The organism is Streptomyces sp. RPT161, from assembly GCF_027533845.1.
Lineage (GTDB): Bacteria > Actinomycetota > Actinomycetes > Streptomycetales > Streptomycetaceae > Streptantibioticus_A > Streptantibioticus_A silvisoli_A.
This window is the reverse complement of record NZ_JAPZVN010000002.1, coordinates 253,626-275,134: the sequence shown is the minus strand read 5'-3', so window position 1 is coordinate 275,134 and position 21,509 is coordinate 253,626. Positions and strand designations below refer to the sequence as shown.

General features: G+C 70.1%; 18 protein-coding genes, 1 tRNA gene and 1 pseudogene. 8 read left to right on the top strand and 12 right to left on the bottom strand.

Features of this window, described 5'->3' with window-relative positions:
* Positions 1 to 37: 37 nt before the first annotated feature.
* Positions 38 to 109, bottom strand: a tRNA-Val gene (locus O5O46_RS05785).
* 518 nt (positions 110 to 627) lie between these two features.
* Here O5O46_RS05785 and O5O46_RS05780 point away from each other — a divergent pair.
* The 3 genes from O5O46_RS05780 to O5O46_RS05770 all read left to right on the top strand — a co-directional run bounded on the left by O5O46_RS05780 (position 628) and on the right by O5O46_RS05770 (position 2,851).
* Positions 628 to 1,872: a hypothetical protein gene (locus O5O46_RS05780; protein ID WP_269854582.1), complete on the top strand. Its 1,245-nt coding sequence runs from the start codon at positions 628 to 630 to the stop codon at positions 1,870 to 1,872.
* A gap of 97 nt (positions 1,873 to 1,969) precedes the next feature.
* Complete coding sequence (locus O5O46_RS05775; RefSeq protein ID WP_269854138.1) at positions 1,970 to 2,179, top strand: FmdB family zinc ribbon protein; 210 nt, start codon at positions 1,970 to 1,972, stop codon at positions 2,177 to 2,179.
* Between the two features lie 111 nt (positions 2,180 to 2,290).
* Positions 2,291 to 2,851: a DUF4383 domain-containing protein gene (locus O5O46_RS05770; protein ID WP_269854137.1), complete on the top strand. Its 561-nt coding sequence runs from the start codon at positions 2,291 to 2,293 to the stop codon at positions 2,849 to 2,851.
* Here O5O46_RS05770 and O5O46_RS05765 read toward each other — a convergent pair.
* Positions 2,805 to 3,476: an O-methyltransferase gene (locus tag O5O46_RS05765; RefSeq protein ID WP_269854136.1), complete on the bottom strand. Its 672-nt coding sequence runs from the start codon at positions 3,474 to 3,476 to the stop codon at positions 2,805 to 2,807. The genes O5O46_RS05770 and O5O46_RS05765 overlap by 47 nt on opposite strands.
* 53 nt (positions 3,477 to 3,529) lie before the next feature.
* Between O5O46_RS05765 and O5O46_RS05760 the strand changes: the two genes are divergently transcribed.
* Entirely contained in the window at positions 3,530 to 4,174 is a 645-nt protein-coding gene (locus tag O5O46_RS05760) for a nucleoside/nucleotide kinase family protein (RefSeq protein ID WP_269854135.1), read from the top strand.
* A gap of 22 nt (positions 4,175 to 4,196) precedes the next feature.
* Here the strand turns inward: O5O46_RS05760 and O5O46_RS05755 are convergent, their stop codons facing one another.
* Both O5O46_RS05755 and O5O46_RS05750 read right to left on the bottom strand, forming a co-directional pair.
* The gene (locus O5O46_RS05755) at positions 4,197 to 5,027 is read right to left on the bottom strand and encodes an HAD family hydrolase (RefSeq protein ID WP_269854134.1); all 831 of its coding nucleotides are present in this window, start codon (positions 5,025 to 5,027) and stop codon (positions 4,197 to 4,199) included.
* Positions 5,024 to 7,535: pseudogene (locus tag O5O46_RS05750) on the bottom strand (phosphoribosyltransferase). The gene O5O46_RS05755 and the pseudogene O5O46_RS05750 overlap by 4 nt, the downstream one beginning before the upstream one ends.
* Before the next feature lie 294 nt (positions 7,536 to 7,829).
* On the opposite strand from O5O46_RS05750, the gene O5O46_RS05745 reads away from it, so the two are divergent.
* Positions 7,830 to 8,813, top strand: a complete 984-nt coding sequence (locus O5O46_RS05745) for a TerD family protein (protein ID WP_269854133.1) — start codon at positions 7,830 to 7,832, stop codon at positions 8,811 to 8,813.
* A 27-nt stretch (positions 8,814 to 8,840) separates the two neighbouring features.
* On the opposite strand, the gene O5O46_RS05740 is transcribed toward O5O46_RS05745, so the two are convergent.
* From O5O46_RS05740 to O5O46_RS05715, 6 genes are all read right to left on the bottom strand, one after another.
* Positions 8,841 to 9,578, bottom strand: a complete 738-nt coding sequence (locus O5O46_RS05740; RefSeq protein ID WP_269854132.1) for a TerD family protein — start codon at positions 9,576 to 9,578, stop codon at positions 8,841 to 8,843.
* Positions 9,579 to 9,611: 33 nt separating this feature from the next.
* Positions 9,612 to 10,763: a DUF475 domain-containing protein gene (locus O5O46_RS05735; RefSeq protein ID WP_269854131.1), complete on the bottom strand. Its 1,152-nt coding sequence runs from the start codon at positions 10,761 to 10,763 to the stop codon at positions 9,612 to 9,614.
* 48 nt (positions 10,764 to 10,811) lie between these two features.
* Complete coding sequence (locus tag O5O46_RS05730; protein WP_269854130.1) at positions 10,812 to 11,387, bottom strand: TerD family protein; 576 nt, start codon at positions 11,385 to 11,387, stop codon at positions 10,812 to 10,814.
* An 85-nt stretch (positions 11,388 to 11,472) separates the two neighbouring features.
* Positions 11,473 to 12,048 carry a TerD family protein gene (locus tag O5O46_RS05725; RefSeq protein WP_269854129.1) on the bottom strand — a complete coding sequence of 192 codons (576 nt, stop codon included), beginning with the start codon at positions 12,046 to 12,048 and terminating at the stop codon, positions 11,473 to 11,475.
* A gap of 150 nt (positions 12,049 to 12,198) precedes the next feature.
* Positions 12,199 to 12,657: a peroxiredoxin gene (locus O5O46_RS05720; protein WP_269854128.1), complete on the bottom strand. Its 459-nt coding sequence runs from the start codon at positions 12,655 to 12,657 to the stop codon at positions 12,199 to 12,201.
* Positions 12,658 to 12,912: 255 nt separating this feature from the next.
* Entirely contained in the window at positions 12,913 to 13,338 is a 426-nt protein-coding gene (locus O5O46_RS05715; protein ID WP_269854127.1) for a DUF3052 domain-containing protein, read from the bottom strand.
* A gap of 503 nt (positions 13,339 to 13,841) precedes the next feature.
* Here O5O46_RS05715 and aceE point away from each other — a divergent pair.
* On the top strand, positions 13,842 to 16,574 hold the full coding sequence (gene aceE, locus O5O46_RS05710; protein WP_269854126.1) for a pyruvate dehydrogenase (acetyl-transferring), homodimeric type: 2,733 nt from the start codon (positions 13,842 to 13,844) through the stop codon (positions 16,572 to 16,574).
* Positions 16,575 to 16,650: 76 nt separating this feature from the next.
* On the opposite strand, the gene O5O46_RS05705 is transcribed toward aceE, so the two are convergent.
* Positions 16,651 to 18,249, bottom strand: coding sequence for an MFS transporter (locus O5O46_RS05705; protein WP_269854125.1), 1,599 nt, complete (start codon positions 18,247 to 18,249; stop codon positions 16,651 to 16,653).
* Between the two features lie 115 nt (positions 18,250 to 18,364).
* On the opposite strand from O5O46_RS05705, the gene O5O46_RS05700 reads away from it, so the two are divergent.
* Positions 18,365 to 19,036 carry a TetR family transcriptional regulator gene (locus tag O5O46_RS05700; protein ID WP_269854124.1) on the top strand — a complete coding sequence of 224 codons (672 nt, stop codon included), beginning with the start codon at positions 18,365 to 18,367 and terminating at the stop codon, positions 19,034 to 19,036.
* Positions 19,037 to 19,159: 123 nt separating this feature from the next.
* Positions 19,160 to 20,428, top strand: a complete 1,269-nt coding sequence (locus tag O5O46_RS05695) for an alpha/beta hydrolase (protein ID WP_269854123.1) — start codon at positions 19,160 to 19,162, stop codon at positions 20,426 to 20,428.
* Between the two features lie 64 nt (positions 20,429 to 20,492).
* Here the strand turns inward: O5O46_RS05695 and O5O46_RS05690 are convergent, their stop codons facing one another.
* On the bottom strand, positions 20,493 to 21,509 hold the full coding sequence (locus tag O5O46_RS05690) for an aldo/keto reductase (protein WP_269854122.1): 1,017 nt from the start codon (positions 21,507 to 21,509) through the stop codon (positions 20,493 to 20,495).

Below are 21,509 nucleotides of genomic sequence, written 5' to 3'. Positions count from 1 at the left end.
CCGGTTGACCTGGGCCTTCATCGTGTAAGTGAGTCGGTGGGCACAGACGGATTCGAACCGCCGACATCTGCTTTGTAAGAGCAGCGCTCTACCGCTGAGCTATGCGCCCTCGCGTCCTACCGGCGCGGGATGGACAGATTACCCTGTCCTGGCCCCTGGTCGACAAATCACGGGGCGGGGAAAGCCCAGCCAAGGGTTGGGGGCGGGCCAGCCGATGTTGGGGGCTCGGGTTCATCGGTGCGAGGGGGCGGTCGTCCCGCGAGCCATGGAGAGCAGCCCGTGTCCACCCGAAGCCGTAGCGTCGCGCTGGCCGTGGCGTCCGTTGGGGCGCTGGTGATGGTGGGGGCGGGCTGGCGCTCGCCGGGCATCCCGAGGGCGCGAAGGCCCGGTGCTGGGGGCTGCGTGACGCGGTGGTTCGACGCGACCGCCATCCTCGGCGTACACCGCGGGCCACCTGCGCACATCGACCTACCGCAGGACCCGGCCTGCGGCCACGTGGTCGCCGCGCACAGCGGCAACGGCTGCGGCGCGGGGCGCGGGGCGGGCTGGGCTGCCCCGGCAGCTGTGTCCGCCGGTCCCGGGTGGGAGGATGTCCGCGGTACCCGGCCGGACCAGCGGGAGAGGGATGTGACGACGGCACGTTCGTGGTGGCGGCGCGGGGAGGACAACCATCGCGCCGAGGCGCAGGCGGCCAAGGAGGCCGCCGCCGAGGCGTTCTACGAGTTGGACACCGCCCAGCGCGAACTGCGCATCGCCATCGAGACGATCACCGCGGTCGACCGCAGCCCGGCCGGGCGCAAGGCCGTCGGCGACTTCGAGTCCCTGGGCCGACGGATCGACCAGGTCAGCAGCGGGTACATAGCGGCGGTGGACGCGCATGACCTGGACGCCGTCGACCTCGACCTGGCCACCGCGACCCGGGCGCGCAACGCGTTCACGCTGGCCAGGGACGACATCCTGAGGACCCGGGCGGAGCTGGACCGGTTCGCGCAGGGTCTGAGCGGTGTGCTTGCCCGGGCGGAGAACGAGCTGGCCCGGTTGGCGCCCGCCGTGGAGCGGGCCCGCCAGTCACTGCTGGCGGCGGCCAACGCACTGGACGCGGTACGCGCCTCGGGTCTGGCCGCGGATGACCTGGCCGCCCGACTGGCCGCGCTGGGGCCGGAGTTGACCAAGCTCAACCAGGGCGCGGCGGCGCACGGCGTGCAGGGGACGATCCGGCGGGCCGATGACACCCGCCGGGCCGCCGAGGAGATCCGCGCCGAGGCGGAGCGTTTGCCGCAGCGCGCGGCGGAGGTCGACAAGCGGCTGGTCTCGCTGCGTACCAGGGCGCAGGCGCTGGCCACCCGGGCCGCCCAGGTCGGGCCCACGCTGAGCGAGCTGCGCCGCAGGTTCAGCGTCGCCTGCTGGCAGGACCTCCAGCAGGTGCCGGACGAGGCGGCGGCCGCGGTGGCCGCCGCCGAGCGGAAGCTGGCCGAGGCGCAGGCCGCGCGGGACGAGCAGCGGTGGCCGGACGCGACCGCCGCGCTGAGCGCGGTGCGGGAGCTGCTGGGCGACTCCGACGCGGCGGTCGCGGCGGCCGGTGACCGGCTGCGGCGGCTCAACGAGGTCAGCCGGGATCCGCGGGCGGAGATCGACAGGACGCGGTTCGTGCTGCGGGACGCGCAGCGGCTGGTGATGCAGGGGCGTACGACGCCCGAACCCAGGCACGCCCGGCCGCTGGACGAGGCGGTGGAGCGGCTGGACCGCGCCGTCGAGGGGCTCACCGGGCGGCATCCGGACTACTGGGCGTTCCTCACCGAGATGGACGCCGTGCGGCGGGTGGCGGAGCGGGTCGTCGCGAACATCCGTGAGGAGCGGGCCCGCGCCCGTTGAGCGGGGTTCGCTTCCCGCCCACCCGTTTGCCCTCGGCCTCGTATGCGCCCGCTGAACGGCGGTTCTCCCCGTCCGCCCACCCGTTTATCCTGCGGGCATGCCTCGTTATGAGTACCGTTGCCGCGCCTGTGGCACCACGTTCGAGTTGAACCGGCCGATGGCCGAGTCCTCCGCACCCGCGAGCTGCCCGGACGGGCATGAGGACACAGTCAAGCTGCTCTCCACCGTCGCGGTGACCGGTGCCGCCGCGGCCACGCCGCCCAGTAGCGGGGGTGGCGGCTGCTGCGGAGGCGGCTGCTGCGGCTGAGCTGGCCGCACCGGCCGGATGGGCGGATGCTGGAAGTCAGCACCAGCGTGAGCGGCGCGGAAGAGGCGCGTGAGCGCGGGCTGGCAACCGCATCCTCCCAAGGAGCCGGGCATGAAACTGGACGATCATCTGCCGGTGGATCACCGGCTCAGCCAGGTGTACCGGATCGGTGCGGGGCTGATGGGCCTCGTGCTGGTGGCCTTCGGGATCCTGGGCCTGCTCAACCACGTCGGGTTCTTCTCGCTGCACGGCCAGCGGGTCGCGGGGCTGAGCTCGAACGGCGCGCTCAGCGTGCTGTCCATAGTGATCGGCGCGCTGCTGTTCGTGGGGATGGTCATCGGCCGCAACTTCGCGTCCACCCTCAACATGGTGCTGGGCGTGCTGTTCGTGCTCAGCGGCTTCGTGAACCTCGCGGTGCTGGACACCAAGGTCAACTTCCTGGCGTTCCGCATGCCGAACGTGCTGTTCAGCTTTGTGTTCGGGCTGGTGCTGATGACGTTCGGGATGTACGGGCGGGTGCACAGCCATCTGCCGCACGACAACCCGTACTGGCGGCTGCGCAACCCGGAGCGCGCTGCCCGTGAGGAGGCGGCGCGCGAGGCGGCCGCCTCCGGGCGCCAGCAGGTCAGGCCCCGGTCCTCCGGGCCAACGTCACTCCGTCCGCAACAGTGAGCAGTACCGCCTCGACGCGTTCGTCGGTCAGCACGAGTTCGTTGAAGGCCCGCATGGCGGCGGCCCGGCCGTCGCTGCTGGTGTCGGTCACCACCGAGCCGTGCAGCAGGGTGTTGTCCGCCACCAGCAGACCGCCGGGCCGGGTGCGGCGCACCAACTCCTCCCAGTACAGCGGGTAGTTCTCCTTGTCGGCGTCGAGGAACGACAGGTCGATCCACGGCTCGTCGTCCGGCAGCGCGCGCAGGGTGTCAAGCGCGGGGGCGATCCGCAGGTCGATGCGGTCCGCGACGCCCGCCTTCGCCCAGGCCTCGCGGCCCACCGCGGTCCACTCCTCGGAGATGTCGCAGGCGATGATCCGGCCGTCCTCCGGCAGCGCCAGGGCCATGGACAGCGTGGAGAAGCCGGTGAAGGTGCCGACCTCGACGATCCGCCTGGCGCCGACCAGCCGTACCAGGAAGCTCAGCAGCGGTCCCTGCTCCTGCGCGGTCTGCAGGCCGGCGTCGTCCGCGAACCGGGTGTGGGTGAAGTCGACCAGCTCGCGCTGGACCGGGTCGAGCGGCGGGTTGTGCTCCAGCACGTATGCGTAGAGTTCCGGCGTTAGCGGCGGGTTCTTGCTCTCGGTCACCAGACGCTCCTCAGTGGTTCACGCTCGTGATTACCGTTGCGTAGGGTTACGCCATGTCGACCGTTTCTGACAGCTTGATCGATGCGGCGGTGGCCCTGGTGCCCAGCATGGCAGGCCGCAGGGCGCTGTTGGGGCTGGCGGGTGCGCCCGCGGCGGGCAAGTCGACGCTGGCCCAGCGGCTGGTGCGCGGTGCGACCCAGCGGCTTGGCGTGGATTCGGTGGGATATGTCCCGATGGATGGATTTCACTTGTCCACCGCGCAGTTGGACCGGCTGGGACGGCGCGGGCGCAAGGGCGCTCCGGACACCTTTGATGTCCACGGCTATGTACACCTGCTGCGGCGACTACGGAACGTACCGCAACACCCGGTCTACGTACCGGACTTCGACCGTCGGCTGGAGGAGCCGGTCGCGGCCGGTCTGGTCGTGCCGCCGACCGCCCGGCTGGTGATCACCGAGGGCAACTACCTCGCCGACGACGGCGAGGGCTGGTGTGAGGTGCGCGAACTGCTGGACGCGCTGTGGTACGTGGACACTCCGCCCAGGGTGCGCGAGGAGCGGTTGCTGCGCAGGCATCTGCGCGGTGGCCGCACGCGGGAGCAGGCGCGGGAGTTCATCGCGGCCAGCGAGCGGTCCAACGCCGAACGCGTGGAGCGGTCCAGGGCCAACTGCACCCGCGTGGTGTACCCGGTGCCATAGGTCCCGGGTACACCACGTGGTGCTATAACCCCGTGCCCTCCACCCACGCCGCCATCCGCCGGAGGATCCCCTCCCCCGCCGCGGCGCCGACCGCGTCGAGGGCGGTGACGTGCGCGGCCTGCCAACCGGCGTCGGCGAGTTCGCCGTGCCCGGGGCGCCAGCCCTTGTCGGCGGCGAGCAGCAGGTCGGTGTCGAGCAGCGAGTCCCCGGCGGCCAGTACCCGGGCCGCGCCGGTGCGCCGTACCACCTCGGCCAGGGCGGCGGACTTGGTCAGCGGCTTGGGCACCGCGTAGACCTTGCGCCCCTGGAGCGAGACGGTCCAGCCGCGGGCCTCCGCCCAGCCGGACAGCTCCTTCAACCAGCCCTCCGGCAGCCGCTGCCGGTCCACCACCAGGTAGGCGAACAGGTCCTCGGCCACCCGTACGTTGTGCAGCCAGTCGCGGTCGGCGGCCCGCGTCAGCTGGTCGAGCACCTCGCCGAGCGAGGCGCACACCGACTCCAGTGAGCGCCGCACCTGGTGGTGCCAGTCCCGATCGGTGCGGCCGTCGACCAGGATGTGCCCGCCGTTGGCGCAGATCGCGAACCGCGGTTCGGTGCCCGGCAGATGCACCCTGCGGTACTGCTGCCGGGTGCGGGTGGTGACGGGGACGAACTCGGTGACGGCGGCCAGCTCCGCCAGCAGCGCCGCGGCGCGCTCGGTGAGGTAGCTGAGCGGCCTGCCGTGGCACACCTCCACGCACAGCAGCCGCGGCGCCTGGTCGTCGGGCATGGCGAGGGCGAGCGCCTGTGCCGAGTAGATGAGGGTGCGGTCGAGGTCGGCCGCGATCAACGTACCGCCGGGGGTGAACGTCATCCGCGCACCACCGCCCTGCCGTCCGCGCCGACCGCCCCCGCGGTGTACCTCGGGTGCACAAGGCCCACGCAGCGGTACGGGCCGATCGCGTCGTCCACCTCCTCGACCGGCACCCCGCGCTGGTCGGCCAGCAGCCGTATGTGGTCCAACTCCGGCCCGGCGTCGCGCTGTACCAGGATCCGCCAGGGCACCCGGCGCAGCAGCACCCGGGTGGCCTCGCCGACTCCGGGCTTGACCAGGTTGGCCTCGCCGATCCCGTACTCCGCGCTGATCCGCTGGACCGCGGCCCAGCCCGCCCAGGTGGGGGTGCGGTCCCGCTCGCCCGCCTCCTTGACCTCGGTGACGACGGTGTCCACCACATCGCCGAAACGCTTCGTCACGGTGTCCAGGAACAGCCCGGAGGCGTCCACGTCCGCCAACTCCCGGTAGAACTTGGCACCGTGGAACTGGCCGGGCCCGATCAGGTCCGGCCGCAGCACGGTACGTGAGACCAGCCCCGTCACCGTTGAGTTCAGACAGGCCGAGGGGATCAGGAAGTCCTCGCGGGTGCCGAAGGTGTCCACACAGCGGCCGGGGTCGGCGAGCACCGCGAGCCGCGGATCGAACTCCTCGTGCCAACCGGAGCGCCGCAACCCGGCGAGCGCGGCGCCGAGTTCACGGCAGATGGCGCCCTTGCCGGTCCAGCCGTCGACGAAGACCACGTCCGTCGGATCATGCCGCTCCGCGATCCAGCGCAGCGCGGTGGTGTCGATGCCCCGGCCGCGCACGATCGACACGGCGTAGTGCGGCAGCTCCAGAGCGTGTGCCTGCTGCGCCCAGCGGCGCATCAGTACGCCGACCGGCGTTCCGGCGCGGGCCAGTGAGACCAGTACCGGGGCCGGTGAGCGCTCGCTGAGCACCGTCTCGGTGACGACGCCGACGGCCCGGGCGATCCGCTCCGCGGACCGGGCGAGCGCGGTGCGGAACAACCGCTGGTACTCGGCGCTCGGCTGGTACTCGACGGGCAGCGACTCGGCGTAGTGCGCGCCGTTCTGCACCGCCTCCTCGCGCTCCTCGATCGGCCGTTCGAGCGCCACGTCGGAGAGGTCCTTGAGCAGCCAGCCGACCTCGTCGGGGGCGTAGCTGGAGAACGCCGGGCCGCGCAGGGGTTCACAGGGCATGGTTCCGGTCCTGCCGTTGGGGGGTGTGCTTCCGTGGGAAGGTGGAGTGCCGGTGGGAGTGGTTCTGCCGTTCGGGTACGTACGAGGGGATGGCGGCGAGCAGCAGCCGGTCGGTGTGGGCTGCGAGCCGGGACAGCAGTCCGTCGGGCGCCGTCAGGCGAGGGGTGTCGCCAGCGGAGTCCACGACGACGGCGATCGCGTCGAAGCGTCGCACACCGTGGGCGCTCGGCGCCACGTTGTAGGCATAACGTTCACCCGCACCGTCCAACGGGTTGTCGTGCGTGGGGAAGGCGATACGGGTGTGCAGTGGGTAGCCGGGGTCGTCAACGGCGAGTGCCGGGGAGCGTGTGGTGGACGAGAAGTACACCTCCACGCCGTCGACGTCGGCGTCAAGCGCCGCCGCCAGCTGTAGCGGGGTGTACATCAACTCCTCGCAGCCGAGCACCAGTACGCGGCGCGCACCGCGCGGCAGTGCGCTTCCGAGACGTTTCGCCATGCCTGGTAGCGACGCTTCGAGCAGGGCCCGGTGCCGGGGCGTGAAGCCGTGCCGCCCGCCGTCGGGCAGCCCGGGCGGCCAGCCGAGGTCGACGCGCGCCACGGTGCCCGGCGGCCAGGCGGCCGTGCTCTGCGGCGCCGTGCCGTAGCGGCGCACCAGGTGCGCGGCACGGGTCAACACATCGGCGGGTAGCCGAACTTCGCCGGTGGCGAGTGCCAGCACGTCGAGGCGGACGCCGAGTTCGGCGGCGTGGCCCTCCAGCCGGGCGCGGTCCAGCGGGCCGCGCAGGTCGGCCAGCGCGGCCACCACGTAGCGTTCGCGCGGATAGCGGGCGTGCAGTGCCCGCACCGTGTTGAGCAGGGTCCTCCCGGTGGTCAGTTCGTCGTCCACGAGTACCAACGGGCCGCCTCCGGCAAGCAGTTCCGGATCTGCGGGCAGCAGCAGATGGCGTACGGCGTGGCTGTGCTCCTCCTCGAACCGCCCCACGAGCGGGACCGAGGGAACCGGCCGACGCGTCGAGTGCAGATACGGTGCGCACCCGAGGCCGTCCGCCACGCACTGGCCGAGCCCGGCCGCGGCCTCCGCGTAGCCGAGGACCACTGCACGCGACGCGCTCTGCTCGCCGAGCAGCACCAGCACCCGGCGGCCGAGGGCCAGCCCGGTCTCGTAGACGATGTCCGGGCGCTGCGGTACGTACTTGCCCAGGACGTTGGAGACCAGCAGGTGGGCGCGCTTGTCGTTCACCCGTACCGCGAGACCGAGCAGCCTGGGCAGTTCCGGTGAGCCGGTGAGCGTGACACCGAGGTGGTCGGCGGTCCACCGGCCGGTCCAGACGGCGGTGGCGGTGCTCATGCGGGCTCGTCACCGGAGATGTTGCGGAACGCGGAGTTCCGCGCGGGTGGCGCGGCGGGTCCAAGGTGGCGCATACAGCTCCCGGGTAGTTGGTGTGCGGTGGTTGGCGGATCGTCGCCCTGCCGCGCGTGGATGATCATCGCACGCAGGCTCTTGGCAAAGTCTTGACCATCGGGTGTCAGATTCGCATCAACAGGTGACCGGCTCCGCATCAATCGCTGACCGGCCACCGGAACCACGTTCGGCACGCACCCGCGTTGTCCGGCCGTGGGGCGGGAGGGCAGGATTACCGGTATGACGCACGCGATGGTGAAGGGGTCCAACGTCCCGCTTCAGGCGTCCGCGGTCCGGGCGGTGCTGCGGTGGAACACGGGCGCGGGTGTGCCCGACGTGGACGCCTCGGCGCTGCTGCTGGGCGGCGACGGACGGGTGCGCTCGGACGCGGACTTCGTCTTCTACAACCAGCCGCGGCATCCGTCCGGTCTGGTGAGGCACCGCCCCAAGCGGCGCGACGGGCGCGGTCTGACGGACAGCGTCGATGTCGAACTCGCCGGGCTCGAACCCTCGGTGGACCGGGTGGTGCTGGCCGCCTCCGCGGACGGCGGGACGTTCGGCAGCGTTCCCGGGCTGCGGCTGCTGCTCCTCGACCTCGCGGCGGAAGAGGACGCGGAGCCCATAGCGGCCTTCGACATCGCGCCGGACACCGGCGGCGAGACCGCGATGATCTGCGGTGAGCTGTACCGGCGCGGTACGGGCTGGAAGTTCCGCGCGCTGGGGCAGGGGTACGCCACCGGGCTGGTGGGGCTGGCAACGGAGTTCGGCATCGCGGTGGACGACGCGGAGGCTCAGGCGCCCGCGGCACCCGAGCCGACGGGCGCGTCGCCCTCCGCCGCACCGCCCCCGGCGGAGGCTTCCGCTGCGACAACGGGTACGGGGACCGCCCCGGCGTCCGCGGAGCCCAGCGTTCCGCTGCCGCCCCTGGTGCCGCCCATGCCCAACTCCCAGCCCGCCTACGGCTATCCGCAGCAACCGGCGGCCCAGGCAGGCGGCTACGGGTATCCGCAGACGCCTTACGGCTATCCGCAACAGCCCGGCGGCTATGGCTTCCCACCACCCGCTGAGCCTGCCGCCACCGCGCAGCAGAGCGGTTACGGCTATCCGCCGCATCCGGCGTACGGATATCCGCAGCAGGCCACCGTCGCCCAGCAGGCGGCGGCGCCGACCGTTCCGGCGGTCACGTTGCCGCCGCAGGGGCCGCAGTTCCAGAACGGACGGTAGACCTCGGCCCGTTGGGCGCCGCCAGGCTCAGATCTTGGACTTGTAGCCGCGGCCCCACTGCAGGCCCCAGCCGTAGAGCCGGTCCAGTTCGGACTGGAAGCCGTAGACGTACTTCACCTCGCGCCGCACGGTCAGTTCGCCCTTGTTGTTCTCGATCAGCACCACCGCGCAGGAACGTGCTTCCGGGGCACGCTCGGTGAGGGCGATCTCGATACTCGGGCCCGCGCTGGGGTAGAGCGTGACGACCGCGTGCGTGCGGTCGAAGGCCGGGGTGCCGTCGTAGATGTAGACGAACACCAGCAGCCTGCGCAACTGGTCCTTGTGGTCGAGGTTGATGTATATCGTCTCGCCGGAGCCCGACCCGAACCGGTCGTCGCCGCTGAGCTGTATGTACGGCGCCTCGTTGAAAGACCCCAGGAAGTTGCCCAGCGGCTGGACGACCCCCTTCTTGCCGTCCGCCAGCTCGTACATACAGGCAAGGTCGAGGTCGACGTTGACCATCGCGGGCCCCTGCGCCTGCACCAACTCCGGCCTGAACAGACCGAACGGCTTGCGGAACAGACCGCCTCGTTCGCGGTTCATGTCGTTGAAGTCCGAAGTCCGCATCGACCAGGTGAGGTTGACCCGCAGGTTGCCGTGGGCCGAACCCTGGTGGTTGAGCGAGACGACCTGGTTCCGCTTGGTCAGCGTGACCGTGTGCGCGATCCCCATGTCGAACTGGGGTGACTTGTCCCCGCCCCGCAGGAACTGCCATACGCCAGCCATGTAGCCCTCCCCTGCCGTGGCCAACGTCCAGGCTCAGACCCCCGAGGGGATCTCCGCCTGTTCCTCCAACTGTTCGGAGCCTTCCCCGAGTCGACGGTTGCGTACCACGGACGACAGGAACGAGGCGAGGATCAGTACGACGCCCACCAGACCCGTGACGACCTCGTTGACCTCGTGCTCGATGGTGACGAGCAGGATGACCGCGAGCGCGCCGATCGCGTAGTGCGCGCCGTGTTCCAGGTACACGTAGTCGTCCAACGTGCCCTTGCGCACCAGGAAGACGGTGAGCGAGCGGATGTACATCGCACCGATGCCGAGGCCGAGCGCCATCATGAAGATGTCGTTGGTGATGGCGAACGCCCCGATGACACCGTCGAAGGAGAACGAGGCGTCGATGACCTCCAGGTAGAGGAACATGAAGAGCGCGGCCTTACCGGCCAGGCCGATCGCCGAGGCTCCCTTCCGCGCGGGGGCGGCCGACGGCTCGCCGTCCTCCGCGTCAGCCTCGGCGCCTTCGGCGTCCTCCTCCAGGCGCCCCTCGAAGTAGCCGGAGACGCCGCCCACCACGAGGTATGTCACCAGTCCGGCGACCCCGGCCAGCAGCACCGTCGCCGACTTGTCGGCCGTACCGCCGCCCTGCAGCGGGACCGAGGTGGCCACCGTTGTCGCGGCGACCAGCAGTGCCACCAGGGCGACGATCACCGGGAGGGTCTCCAGCTTGCCGACCCTGGCGAGCGGCCGCTCCAGCCAGGCCATCCAGTGGATGTCCCGGTCCTCGAAGAGGAAGTCCAGGAAGATCATCAGCAGGAACACCCCGCCGAACGCGGCGATCGCCGGATGGGCGCTGGTGACCAGGTGCTCGTAGCGGTTCGGATCGTTCACCGCCACCCTGACCGCCTCGATCGGCCCGATCCTGGCGGTGATGGCGACGACGACGACCGGGAAGACCAGCCGCATGCCGAAGACGGCGATCAGCACGCCGACGGTGAGGAAGATCTTCTGCCAGAAGGCGTTCATCTTCCGCAGGATTCCCGCGTTGATCACCGCGTTGTCGAAGGAGAGCGAGATCTCCAGGATCGACAGAATCGCGACGACCGCGAGCCCCTGCCAGCCCCAAAGGATCCCCGCGAACGCCAGCCCGGCGACGGTTATGGCAAATGACCAGCCGAACGTTCTGACGAGCACTGGCAATCCAATCCTTGGCGGTCCCGGTGCAGGCGGCTGCACGCATTTTTACGAAACGTTGACCCCAAAGTCTAGGGCGATGCCCCGCAGGCCCGATGCGTACCCCTGGCCCACCGCACGGAACTTCCACTCACCGCCGTACCGGTAGAGCTCACCGAAGATCATCGCGGTCTCCGTGGAGGCGTCCTCGGTCAGGTCGTAGCGCGCCAACTCTCGGTCGTCGGCCTGGTTGACGACCCGGATGTAGGCGTTGCGCACCTGCCCGAAGGCCTGCGAGCGGACCTCGGCGTCGTAGATCGAGACGGGGAAGACCACCTTGTCGACGCGGTCCGGAACCTTGGTGAGGTCCACGACTATCGTCTCGTCGTCGCCACCGCTGCCCCCGACCAGTTCGTCGCCGGTGTGCTCGACCGAACCCTCGGGACTCTTGAGGTTGTTGTAGAAGACGAAGTACTCGTCGCCCAGCACCCGGCCGCCCGAGCACAGCAGGGCGCTGGCGTCCAGGTCGAAGTCCGCGCCGGTGGTCGACCTGGCCTCCCAGCCGAGGCCGATCATGACGCGTGTGAGGTTCGGCGCTTCCTTGCTGAGGGAGACATTGCCCCCCTTGGCGAGCGTGACACCCATGTGGTTCGTTCCTCCCCGATGCTTCTGGTTCCCCCACGGGTCCGGCGCCGCGGTGGCACGGTGCGCGGCGCCGGACGAGGTGGCGTCAGACGTTGACGCCGAAGTCCTGGGCGATTCCGCGCAGGCCGGACGCGTAACCCTGGCCGATGGCACGGAACTTCCACTCGCCGTTGTTGCGGTACAGCTCACCGAAGACCATGGCGGTCTCGGTGGAGGCGTCCTCGGTCAGGTCGTAGCGCGCCAACTCGCGGTTGTCGGCCTGGTTGACGACCCGTATGTAGGCGTTGCGCACCTGGCCGAAGCTCTGCTGGCGGTTCTCCGCGTCGTAGATCGAGACCGGGAAGACGACCCGGTCCACGTCCTGCGGCACCAGCGCCAGGTTGACGTTGATGACCTCGTCGTCGCCCTCACCCTCACCGGTGAGGTTGTCCCCGGTGTGCTCGACCGAACCGTCCGGGCTCTTGAGGTTGTTGTAGAAGACGAAGTGCTGGTCGGTGAGGACCCTTCCGGACGCGTTCGTCAGCAGCGCGCTGGCGTCCAGGTCGAAGTCCGCGCCGGTGGTCGTCCGGGCGTCCCAGCCGAGTCCGACCTGCACCGCCGTGAGGTTCGGCGCCTCCTTGGTCAGCGAGACGTTGCCGCCCTTGCTGAGGCTGACTCCCACGAGTCCTCCCAATGGTCCGAGGGGACGTCGAGCGCGCTGCCCCCGTTGGTGCGTATACGTACAACCGGATCAACGCCCTGATCCTAGTGACCGGTTCCCCGGCTGGGGAGCGCTCACGCGGCGCGCCACGAAGCACGCCGCGTGAACACGTCACAGCTCGGCGAGCGCCTTGGTGTACTCGTTCAGGTCACGGGCGTCCGGCAGCGCGTTGACGACGGTCCAGCGGACCACGCCCTCCTTGTCGATGATGAAGGTGCCGCGCACGGCGCAGCCCTTCTCCTCGTCGAAGACGCCGTACGCCCGGCTGGCGGCGCCGTGCGGCCAGAAGTCGGACAGCAGCGGGTACTCCAGGCCCTCCTGCTCGGCGAAGACCCGCAGGCTGAACGGGGAGTCGTTGGAGACCGCGAGCAGCTGGACGTCGTCGTTGACGAACTTGGGCAGCTCGTCGCGCAGGGCGCACAGCTCGCCGGTGCACACGCCGGTGAAGGCGAACGGGTAGAACAGCAGGACGACGTTCTTGTCGCCCTTGTAGTCGGAGAGCCTGACCAGCTCGCCGTGCTGGTTCTTCAGCTCGAAGTCGGGGGCCTTGGAGCCGACCTCAATGGCCATGGATGCTTCCCTTCCGATCTCGCTTGCGCGTCTCACCGGTGCCGTTGCGCCGTTCGTGGCGCGGCGGCACGGACAGTCTCGCACTGCCGGTGATCGGGGCCGGCGGCGCCTTGGCCCAGGGCGGCGGGTGACGGGCGGGCCTGGCGCCGCCCTGGGCGAGGGCGGCGGGCGGTGGGACGCGTCGCGCCCCCGGCAGCGGTGGGCTGGCGGGGGCGCGCGGGATGCGTCGGGGTGGGTGGTGCGGTGGCGGGGCGCTCAGCGCTTGGGGGCCACCAGTCGGCTGCCGGTCCAGTCCTTGGCGGCGCTGATGCTCTTGCCCTGGGACAGGCCGGCGGTCTTCGCCGCCTCGCTGATGTCACTGGGCTCGACGTGGCCGTCACGGCCGGTCTTGGGGGTCATCAGCCACACCACACCGCCGTCGTCGTCCATCAGACCGATGGTGTCCACCAGGGCGTCCGTAAGGTCGCCGTCCTCGTCACGGAACCACAGCAGGACGGCGTCGGCCACGTCGTCGTAGTCCTCGTCGACAAGATCCTGTCCGATGATGGCCTCGATGCCCTCACGGAGCTCGTGATCGACGTCGTCGTCGTAGCCGATCTCCAGGACCACCTGTCCGGGCTCGAAACCCAACCGGCTCACCGGGTTGGTCCGCTCCTCCGCGTGGCCCGCGGTCGCGCTCACGGATTGCCTCCTGACTTGGGGATGTCTGTCGGCCCCGCGCGTGTACGGGGCGATGGCCGTAGTCCACACGCAGCGGGCGGATCGCGCAAGTACCCAGCTACCGATCCCGCCCAAACGTTGACGTGTCGCCTCACATCGCACCGCCGTCTGTGACCCCTGTCACGGCGTTTTGCCGGGGTTGCGACGTTAGGACGTCGCATCGGGGCCGGGCGGTCCGAACGGAAGCCCGCTTCCGGGACGGGTGTCCGACCGCGCCCCGACTGGGCGTAGAGTTGCGATTTGGCCCGCCCGTCGCCCTCCCCCATGGCCTCAACGGCATGGGAGGTACCCCCTCCCAGCCTCGTACCGGAGGCGCTCGCGCGCCACTGCGCCAACCGTCGCGGGTCTCGACCCGTCTCACCAAGTGGTAGTTACCACTCAGTAGAGATGACGGATCTCCAGCCGCGGTACACGATGGAGGCGGCGCGACACAGCAGAGCACTACCTAGTAGCGAAGGAACAGCGTGGCTTCCGGATCCGATCGCAACCCGATCATCATTGGCGGCCTTCCCAGCCAGGTCCCGGACTTTGATCCCGAGGAGACGGCGGAATGGCTCGACTCGCTCGACGCGGCTATTGACGAACGCGGCCGTGAGCGTGCCCGCTACCTGATGCTGCGGCTCATCGAGCGCGCTCGCGAGAAGCGTGTCGCCGTGCCGGAGATGCGGAGCACGGACTACATCAACACCATCGCGACCAAGGACGAGCCGTTCTTCCCCGGTAACGAGGAGATCGAGCGCAAGATCCTGAACGCGACCCGGTGGAACGCGGCCGTCATGGTGTCACGCGCCCAGCGCCCCGGTATCGGCGTCGGCGGTCACATCGCGACCTTCGCCTCCTCCGCCTCGCTGTACGACGTGGGCTTCAACCACTTCTTCCGGGGCAAGGACGACGGCAAGGGCGGCGACCAGATCTTCTTCCAGGGGCACGCCTCCCCCGGTATCTACGCGCGCGCCTACATGCTGGACCGGCTCTCCGAGCAGCAGCTGGACGCCTTCCGGCAGGAGAAGTCCAAGGCCCCGTACGGCCTGTCCAGCTACCCGCACCCGCGGCTGATGCCGGACTTCTGGGAGTTCCCGACCGTCTCGATGGGCCTCGGCCCGCTCGGCGCGATCTACCAGGCCCGGATGAACCGCTACATGGAGGCGCGCGGCATCGCGGACACCGCCGACTCGCACGTGTGGGCGTTCCTCGGCGACGGCGAGATGGACGAGCCGGAGTCGCTCGGCCAGCTGTCCCTGGCCGCCCGTGAGGGCCTGGACAACCTGACCTTCGTCGTCAACTGCAACCTGCAGCGGCTCGACGGCCCGGTGCGCGGCAACGGCAAGATCATCCAGGAGCTTGAGTCGGTCTTCCGCGGCGCGGGCTGGAACGTCATCAAGCTGATCTGGGACCGCAGTTGGGACCCGCTGCTGGCGCAGGACCGGGACGGCGTGCTGGTCAACAAGCTCAACTCGACGCCGGACGGCCAGTTCCAGACGTACGCCACCGAGACCGGCGCGTACATCCGCGAGCACTTCTTCGGCGGCGACCACCGGCTGCGCAACATGGTCGAGAACATGACCGACGACCAGATCCTGCACCTGGGCCGTGGCGGTCACGACCACCGCAAGATCTACGCGGCGTACAAGGCGGCCAAGGAGCACAAGGGCCAGCCGACCGTCATCCTGGCGCAGACCGTCAAGGGCTGGACCCTCGGCCCGAACTTCGAGGGCCGCAACGCGACCCACCAGATGAAGAAGCTGACCGTCGAGGACCTCAAGCGGTTCCGTGACCGGCTGCACCTGCCGATCTCCGACAAGGAGCTGGAGTCCGGCCTGCCGCCGTACTACCACCCGGGCCGGAACTCGGAAGAGATCCAGTACATGCACGACCGCCGCAAGGAGAACGGCGGCTACGTGCCCACCCGCGTGGTCCGCGCCAAGCCGCTGAACCTGCCGGACGACAAGGCGTACGCGGCCGTCAAGAAGGGTTCCGGCCAGCAGTCGATCGCCACCACCATGGCGTTCGTCCGACTGCTCAAGGACCTGATGCGGGACAAGGAGATCGGCAAGCGCTTCGTGCCGATCGCGCCGGACGAGTACCGCACCTTCGGCATGGACTCGCTGTTCCCGTCCGCCAAGATCTACAACCCGCTGGGCCAGACCTACGAGTCGGTCGACCGCGAGCTGCTGCTGGCGTACAAGGAGTCGCCGACCGGGCAGATGCTGCACGACGGCATCTCCGAGGCTGGCTGCACCGCCTCGCTGATCGCCGCGGGCTCGGCGTACGCCACGCACGGCGAGCACATGATCCCGGTCTACGTCTTCTACTCGATGTTCGGGTTCCAGCGCACCGGTGACCAGTTCTGGCAGATGGGCGACCAGCTCGCTCGCGGTTTCGTGCTGGGTGCGACCGCCGGTCGCACCACGCTGACCGGTGAGGGTCTGCAGCACGCCGACGGCCACTCGCAGCTGCTGGCCTCGACCAACCCGGCGTGTGTCGCGTACGACCCGGCCTTCGGCTTCGAGATCGCGCACATCGTCAAGGACGGTCTGCGCCGGATGTACGGCCCGGACAGCGAGGACGTCTTCTACTACCTCACCGTCTACAACGAGCCGATCCAGCAGCCCGCCGAGCCGGAGAACGTGGACGCCGAGGGCATCCTCAAGGGCCTGTACCGGTACAAGGCCGCCGAGGGCGGTTCGATCCCGGCGCAGATCATGGCGTCCGGTGTGGCGGTGCCGTGGGCGGTCGAGGCGCAGCGGATCCTCGCCGAGGAGTGGAACGTCAAGGCCGACGTGTGGTCCGCCACCTCCTGGAACGAGCTGCGCCGCGACGCGGTCGCCGCCGAGGAGCACAACCTGCTCCACCCGGAGGAGGAGCAGCGCGTTCCGTACGTGACGAGCAAGCTGTCCGGCGCCGAGGGTCCGTTCGTGGCCGTGTCCGACTGGATGCGGTCGGTTCCGGACCAGATCGCGCGCTGGGTGCCGGGTACGTACCAGTCGCTGGGTGCGGACGGCTTCGGCTTCGCCGACACCCGCGGCGCGGCGCGGCGGTTCTTCCACATCGACGCGCAGTCGGTGGTACTCGCCGTGCTGACCGAGCTGGCCAAGGAGGGCAAGATCGACCGCTCCGCGCTGAAGCAGGCGATCGACCGCTACCAGCTGCTCGACGTCGCCGCGGCCGACCCCGGCGCCGCCGGCGGTGACGCGTAACCGTCACCCGTAAGCGAGAGCCCCGGCCAGCCGCCCTTCAACGGGCGGCTGGCCGGGGCTCTTTGGGCTTCGGCGGTCAGATGTGCACCCCGCCGCCGGCGGCGTCCGCGTTGGAGCCCCGCTTGGTGAACACGGCCACCACCGCGGCAACCGCCGCGACGACCGCGGCCACCGTGAAGGACAGGCCCATCCCGGAGACGAAGGTGTCGTGTGCGACGCGGCTGATGGTGCCGGCCAGCGGGGCGGGCGCGTGCGGCGGTACCGGCGCCACGCCGACGGCCACCGCGTCGGCGGCCTGCTTCGCCTGCGCGGGCGGCAGCGCGGGCAGCCCGGCGGCGGCCCAGTGGCCCGGCAGCTGGTTGTCCACCCTGGCCGCCATCACCGCGCCGAGCACGGCGGTGCCCAGCGAGCCGCCGACCTGCATCGCGGCCTGCTGAAGGCCGCCGGCCACCCCGGACAGCTCCAACGGGGCGTTGCCGACGATGACTTCGGTGGCGCCCACCATGACCGGCGCGAGTCCGAGACCGAGCAGCGCGAACCACAGCGAGGTGGTGCCGGTGCCGCTGTCCGCGGTCAGCCGGGACATGCCGATCATGGCGGCGGTGGTGAACAGCATGCCGCCGACCAGCGGGATGCGCGGCCCGAACCGGGTGATCAGCGCACCGGCCACCGGTGAGGCGACGATCATCATCGCGGTGAGCGGCAGCAGGTGGACGCCGCTGGACACCGGGCTCATGCCGTGCACGTTCTGCAGGTAGAAGGTGACGAAGAACAGGCCGCCCATGAAGGCGAACGCCATCAGCACCATCAGGACGGTGCCCGCTGACAACGGCACCGAGCGGAACAGTCCCAGCGGGATGAGCGGTTCGCGGGACCTGGTCTCCCACACCGCGAAGACCGCGAACAGCACAACGGCCCCGCCGATGAACGCCCAGGTGCTCAACGAGCTCCAGTGCCAGGCGGGAGCCTTGATCAGACCCCAGATCAGGCAGAACATGCCGGCCGACAGCAGCAGGATGCCGGGAATGTCAAAGGACTTGGGCGCCTTCTCCGCGCGGATGTCCTTGAGGATCAGCAGGCCGAGCGCCAACGCGATCGCGCCGACCGGCACGTTGATGAAGAACACGGACTGCCAGTTGACGTGCTCCACCAGCAGGCCGCCGATGATCGGCCCGGCGGCGGTGGAGGCGCCGATGACCGCACCCCAGATTCCGATGGCGGTGTTCAGCTTCTCCGCCGGGAAGGTGGCTCGCAGCAGTCCGAGCGCGGCGGGCTGGAGCAACGCGCCGAACAGGCCCTGGAAGACGCGTAGCGCGATCACCATGGCGACGCTGCTGGACAGGCCGATCAGGCCCGAGGTGAGGGCGAATCCGGTGATGCCGATCAGGAACGTCTGGCGGTGGCCGAACCGGTCGCCGAGCTTGCCCGCGGTGATCAGTGCGACGGCCAGCGCGAGCAGATAGCCGTTGGTGATCCACTGCACGTCGGCGAGCGAGGCCCCGAGGTGCTGCTGGATGGCCGGGTTGGCGACCGCGACGATCGTGGCGTCCAGCGCCACCATCATCACGCCGATGGCGACCGAGAACAGGGTCAGCCAGGGATGGCCGCGCAGCGACCTTCTGGGCGGCGGTATCTGGTCCGCCAGCTGGTCAGTGACAAGGGGTGCTTGGCTCATGGGCGCGAGATTATGTCAGCAGCTGACATTTGACAAACGAGTTCACCTGCCGGTAACTGACAGATACGGCGCAGGTATGGTGACCTGCCACAACACGAACAGGAGGTGGCCGCGGATGACAGGAATCACGGCGACGGCGCAGCCCGCTCCGGGCGCCTCCGGCCTACGGGAGCGCAAGAAGCAGCGCACCCGCGACGCCCTCACCCGGGCGGCGATGGAACTGTTCACCACCCGCGGGTTCGAGGGCACCACGGTGGACGAGATCGCCGAGTCGGTGGAGGTCTCGCAGCGCACCTTCTTCCGCTACTTCCAGAGCAAGGAGCACGCGGCGCTCGCCGTCGAGGAACTGATCGAGGGCCACTTCATGGCCGCGCTGCGCGAACGCCCGGCCGCGGAGCCGCCGTTGGAAGCGCTGCGCAACGCGGTGCTGAGCACCTGGGACGACGTCAGCACCGCGATCCACGAGGTGGTGCCGCTCGACCTGTACATGCGGATGTGCCAGGTGGTCGAGACCACCCCCGCGCTGCTGGCCGCACGGATGCGCGGACAGGCGGAGATGGAGCAGCGGCTCGTCGCCGAGATCGCCCGGCGAGAGGGCCTGGACCCGGTGCTGGACCTGCGCCCACGGGTGCTGGTGGCGGCGTTCGGCGGGGTGATCCGGGCGGCGTCCGGGCACTGGGGGAAGTGCGCCGACGACAGCGTCGAACAGATGCGGCGCAGTGTCGAAGAACACATCAACACGATCGGCCCGGCACTCACCGGCGGGTGGCGTGCGCCGGGTGCTTAGCATCACACTCGCGCTGAGTCCCTGTCACCCCTGTGCCACTAACGGCCGCTTGTGGCCGATATAAACGTGATCTGAGTCACCGTATTCACGGTCGGGCCCGTCTTTCTCCTATCGTGGCCCCCGGTGAATCTCTTCGACGAGCGCGCCGGCGCTCCCTCCTCCCCTCGATCCCTCGGCTGGTACTGGCTGCGCGTCATCGCGCAGGACCTGACCTCGCCGGGGAGAGCGGCGTTGGCCGTGATGGTCGTCTTCGTGCTGCTGGCGACGAGTGGCTGGACCGCCATGCGCCACCAGAAGCCACCGCAGGATCCGCGGGCCGCCGCGGTGTCCGCGTGGCTGCACGGCTCGGTGGCCGGACGCCGGCTGCCGAACCCGGACACCGCCAGCACGGCGACCATCTCCCGGTTCTTCGCCTCGTTGAGCAACGCGCAGGCGCGGCAACTCGCCGACCGCTATCCGCTGGTCGTCGGCAACCTCAACGGCGCCCCCGTCGAACTGCGCTACCGGGCCAACCAGCAGGCGCTGGGCGAGGCCGAGCAGTGGCAGCTGAAGCGCTCGAAGGCCACCGACCTGACCGCCGAGGGCCGCCAGTCCGCGCTCCAGCTCGCGCACCGCTTCGGCTCGCTACACGACCCCGGACGGCAGATCCTCGCGTTCGACCCGAGCGGACGCGGCCGGGTGGCCGAGGTCTTCGGCGACCTGGAGACGGCACAGCGCACCGCCGTTGTGGTGCCCGGTGTCGACACCGACATCCTCTCGTTCGAGAAGTCCGTCAAGCCGTACTCCACCCCCGACGGGATGGCCGAGGCGCTCTACAACTCCGAGCGGGCCACCGACCCGTCGGTCCGGACCGCGGTCATCGCCTGGGCGGACTACACGACGCCGGAGGGCGTCGGCCTGGACGCCTCCACCGGCACCATGGCCGAGGCGGGCGCGGTCCGGCTCAACGGCATGGTCCGGGCACTGCCGCAGAACACCAGCGTCCAGCTGTTCTGCCACTCCTACGGTTCGGTGACCTGCGGGGTGGCCGCCTCCCGGCTGCCGCAGCAGAAGGTGACGGACATCACCGTCTACGGCAGCCCCGGCATGCGCGCGGAGAATGTCGCCGGGCTGCACACCCGGGCCCGCGTGTGGGCGACGCGGGACGACACCGACTGGATCCAGGACGTTCCGTATCTGGAGGTCGCCGGCATCGGCCATGGCACCGACCCGGTCTCCAGTTCGTTCGGCGCCCGGGTGATCTCCGCGGCGGGCGCCCAGCAGCACACCGGGTACTTCGCCTCCGGTACGGAGAGCCTGAAGAACTTCACCCGCATAGCGTTGGGCGAGTACGAGTCGGTGAGCTGCGCCACAAGCGACACCTCGTGCCGGGCGGGCGCCGCGGCGGCCTGACCGGCACGCAGAAGCGGAAGGGTGTCGGGGTTTCCCCGACACCCTTCCGCCTTCCGCTGGTTGGCTACTCGCGCGCCGCGGAGGTGGAGGACATGTCCGGGTAGCGGTCACCCGCGACCTTGCCCGCGATCGGCTCCAGCAGCGCCAGTTCCTCGTCACTGAGCGTGATCCGGGTGGCGGCGGTGTTCTCCAGCACCCTGGACCGCTTGCGGGTGCCCGGGATCGGTACCACCGCCAGGTCCCGCACCCGAGCCTGCTGCTGCACCCAGGCCAGCGCGATCTGGCCGAGCGTGGCGCCGTGGGCGGCGGCCACCCGGCGCACCGGCTCCAGCAGCTCGGCGTTGGCCTTGGCGTTGTCGCCGGTGAAGCGCGGCTGGAACTTCCGGAAGTCGTCGCTGGACAGCTCCTTCGAGGCGTCCGCGAACGCGCCGGCGAGGAAGCCCCGGCCGAGCGGCGAGTACGGTACCAACGCCACACCCAGCTCGGCGGCGGCGGGCACCGCGGACTTCTCCACGTCACGGCTGAACAGCGACCACTCCGACTGGAGCGCGGCGATCGGGTGCACCGCGTGCGCCTCACGCAGTTCGGCGCCGGTCACCTCGGACAGACCCAGGTACCTGACCTTGCCCTCGGCCACCAACTCGGCCATGGCGCCCACGGATTCGGCCAACGGCACCTGCGGATCCCGGCGGTGCATGTAGTACAGGTCGATCACGTCGACGCCCAGACGGCGCAGGCTGCCCTCGACGGCCTCGCGGACGTACGCCCGGTCGTTGCGGATGCCGCGGTAGTGCGGATCGTCCGCCTTGCGGACGATGGCGAACTTGGTGGCCAGGGTGATCTCGTCCCGGTGTGCCTTGACGAACGGGGCGATGAACTCCTCGTTCGCGCCGGACCCGTATACGTCGGCGGTGTCGAACAGCGTGACACCCGCCTCCAGCGCCGCGTCCAGGGCGTCCCGCGCCGCGGCCTCGTCGGTGTCCCCGTAGAACTCGCTCATGCCCATGCAGCCGAGGCCCTGGACACCGACCTGCGGGCCGTTGGTGCCGAGCGCCACCGTGCTGATCTTCTCGATGCTCAT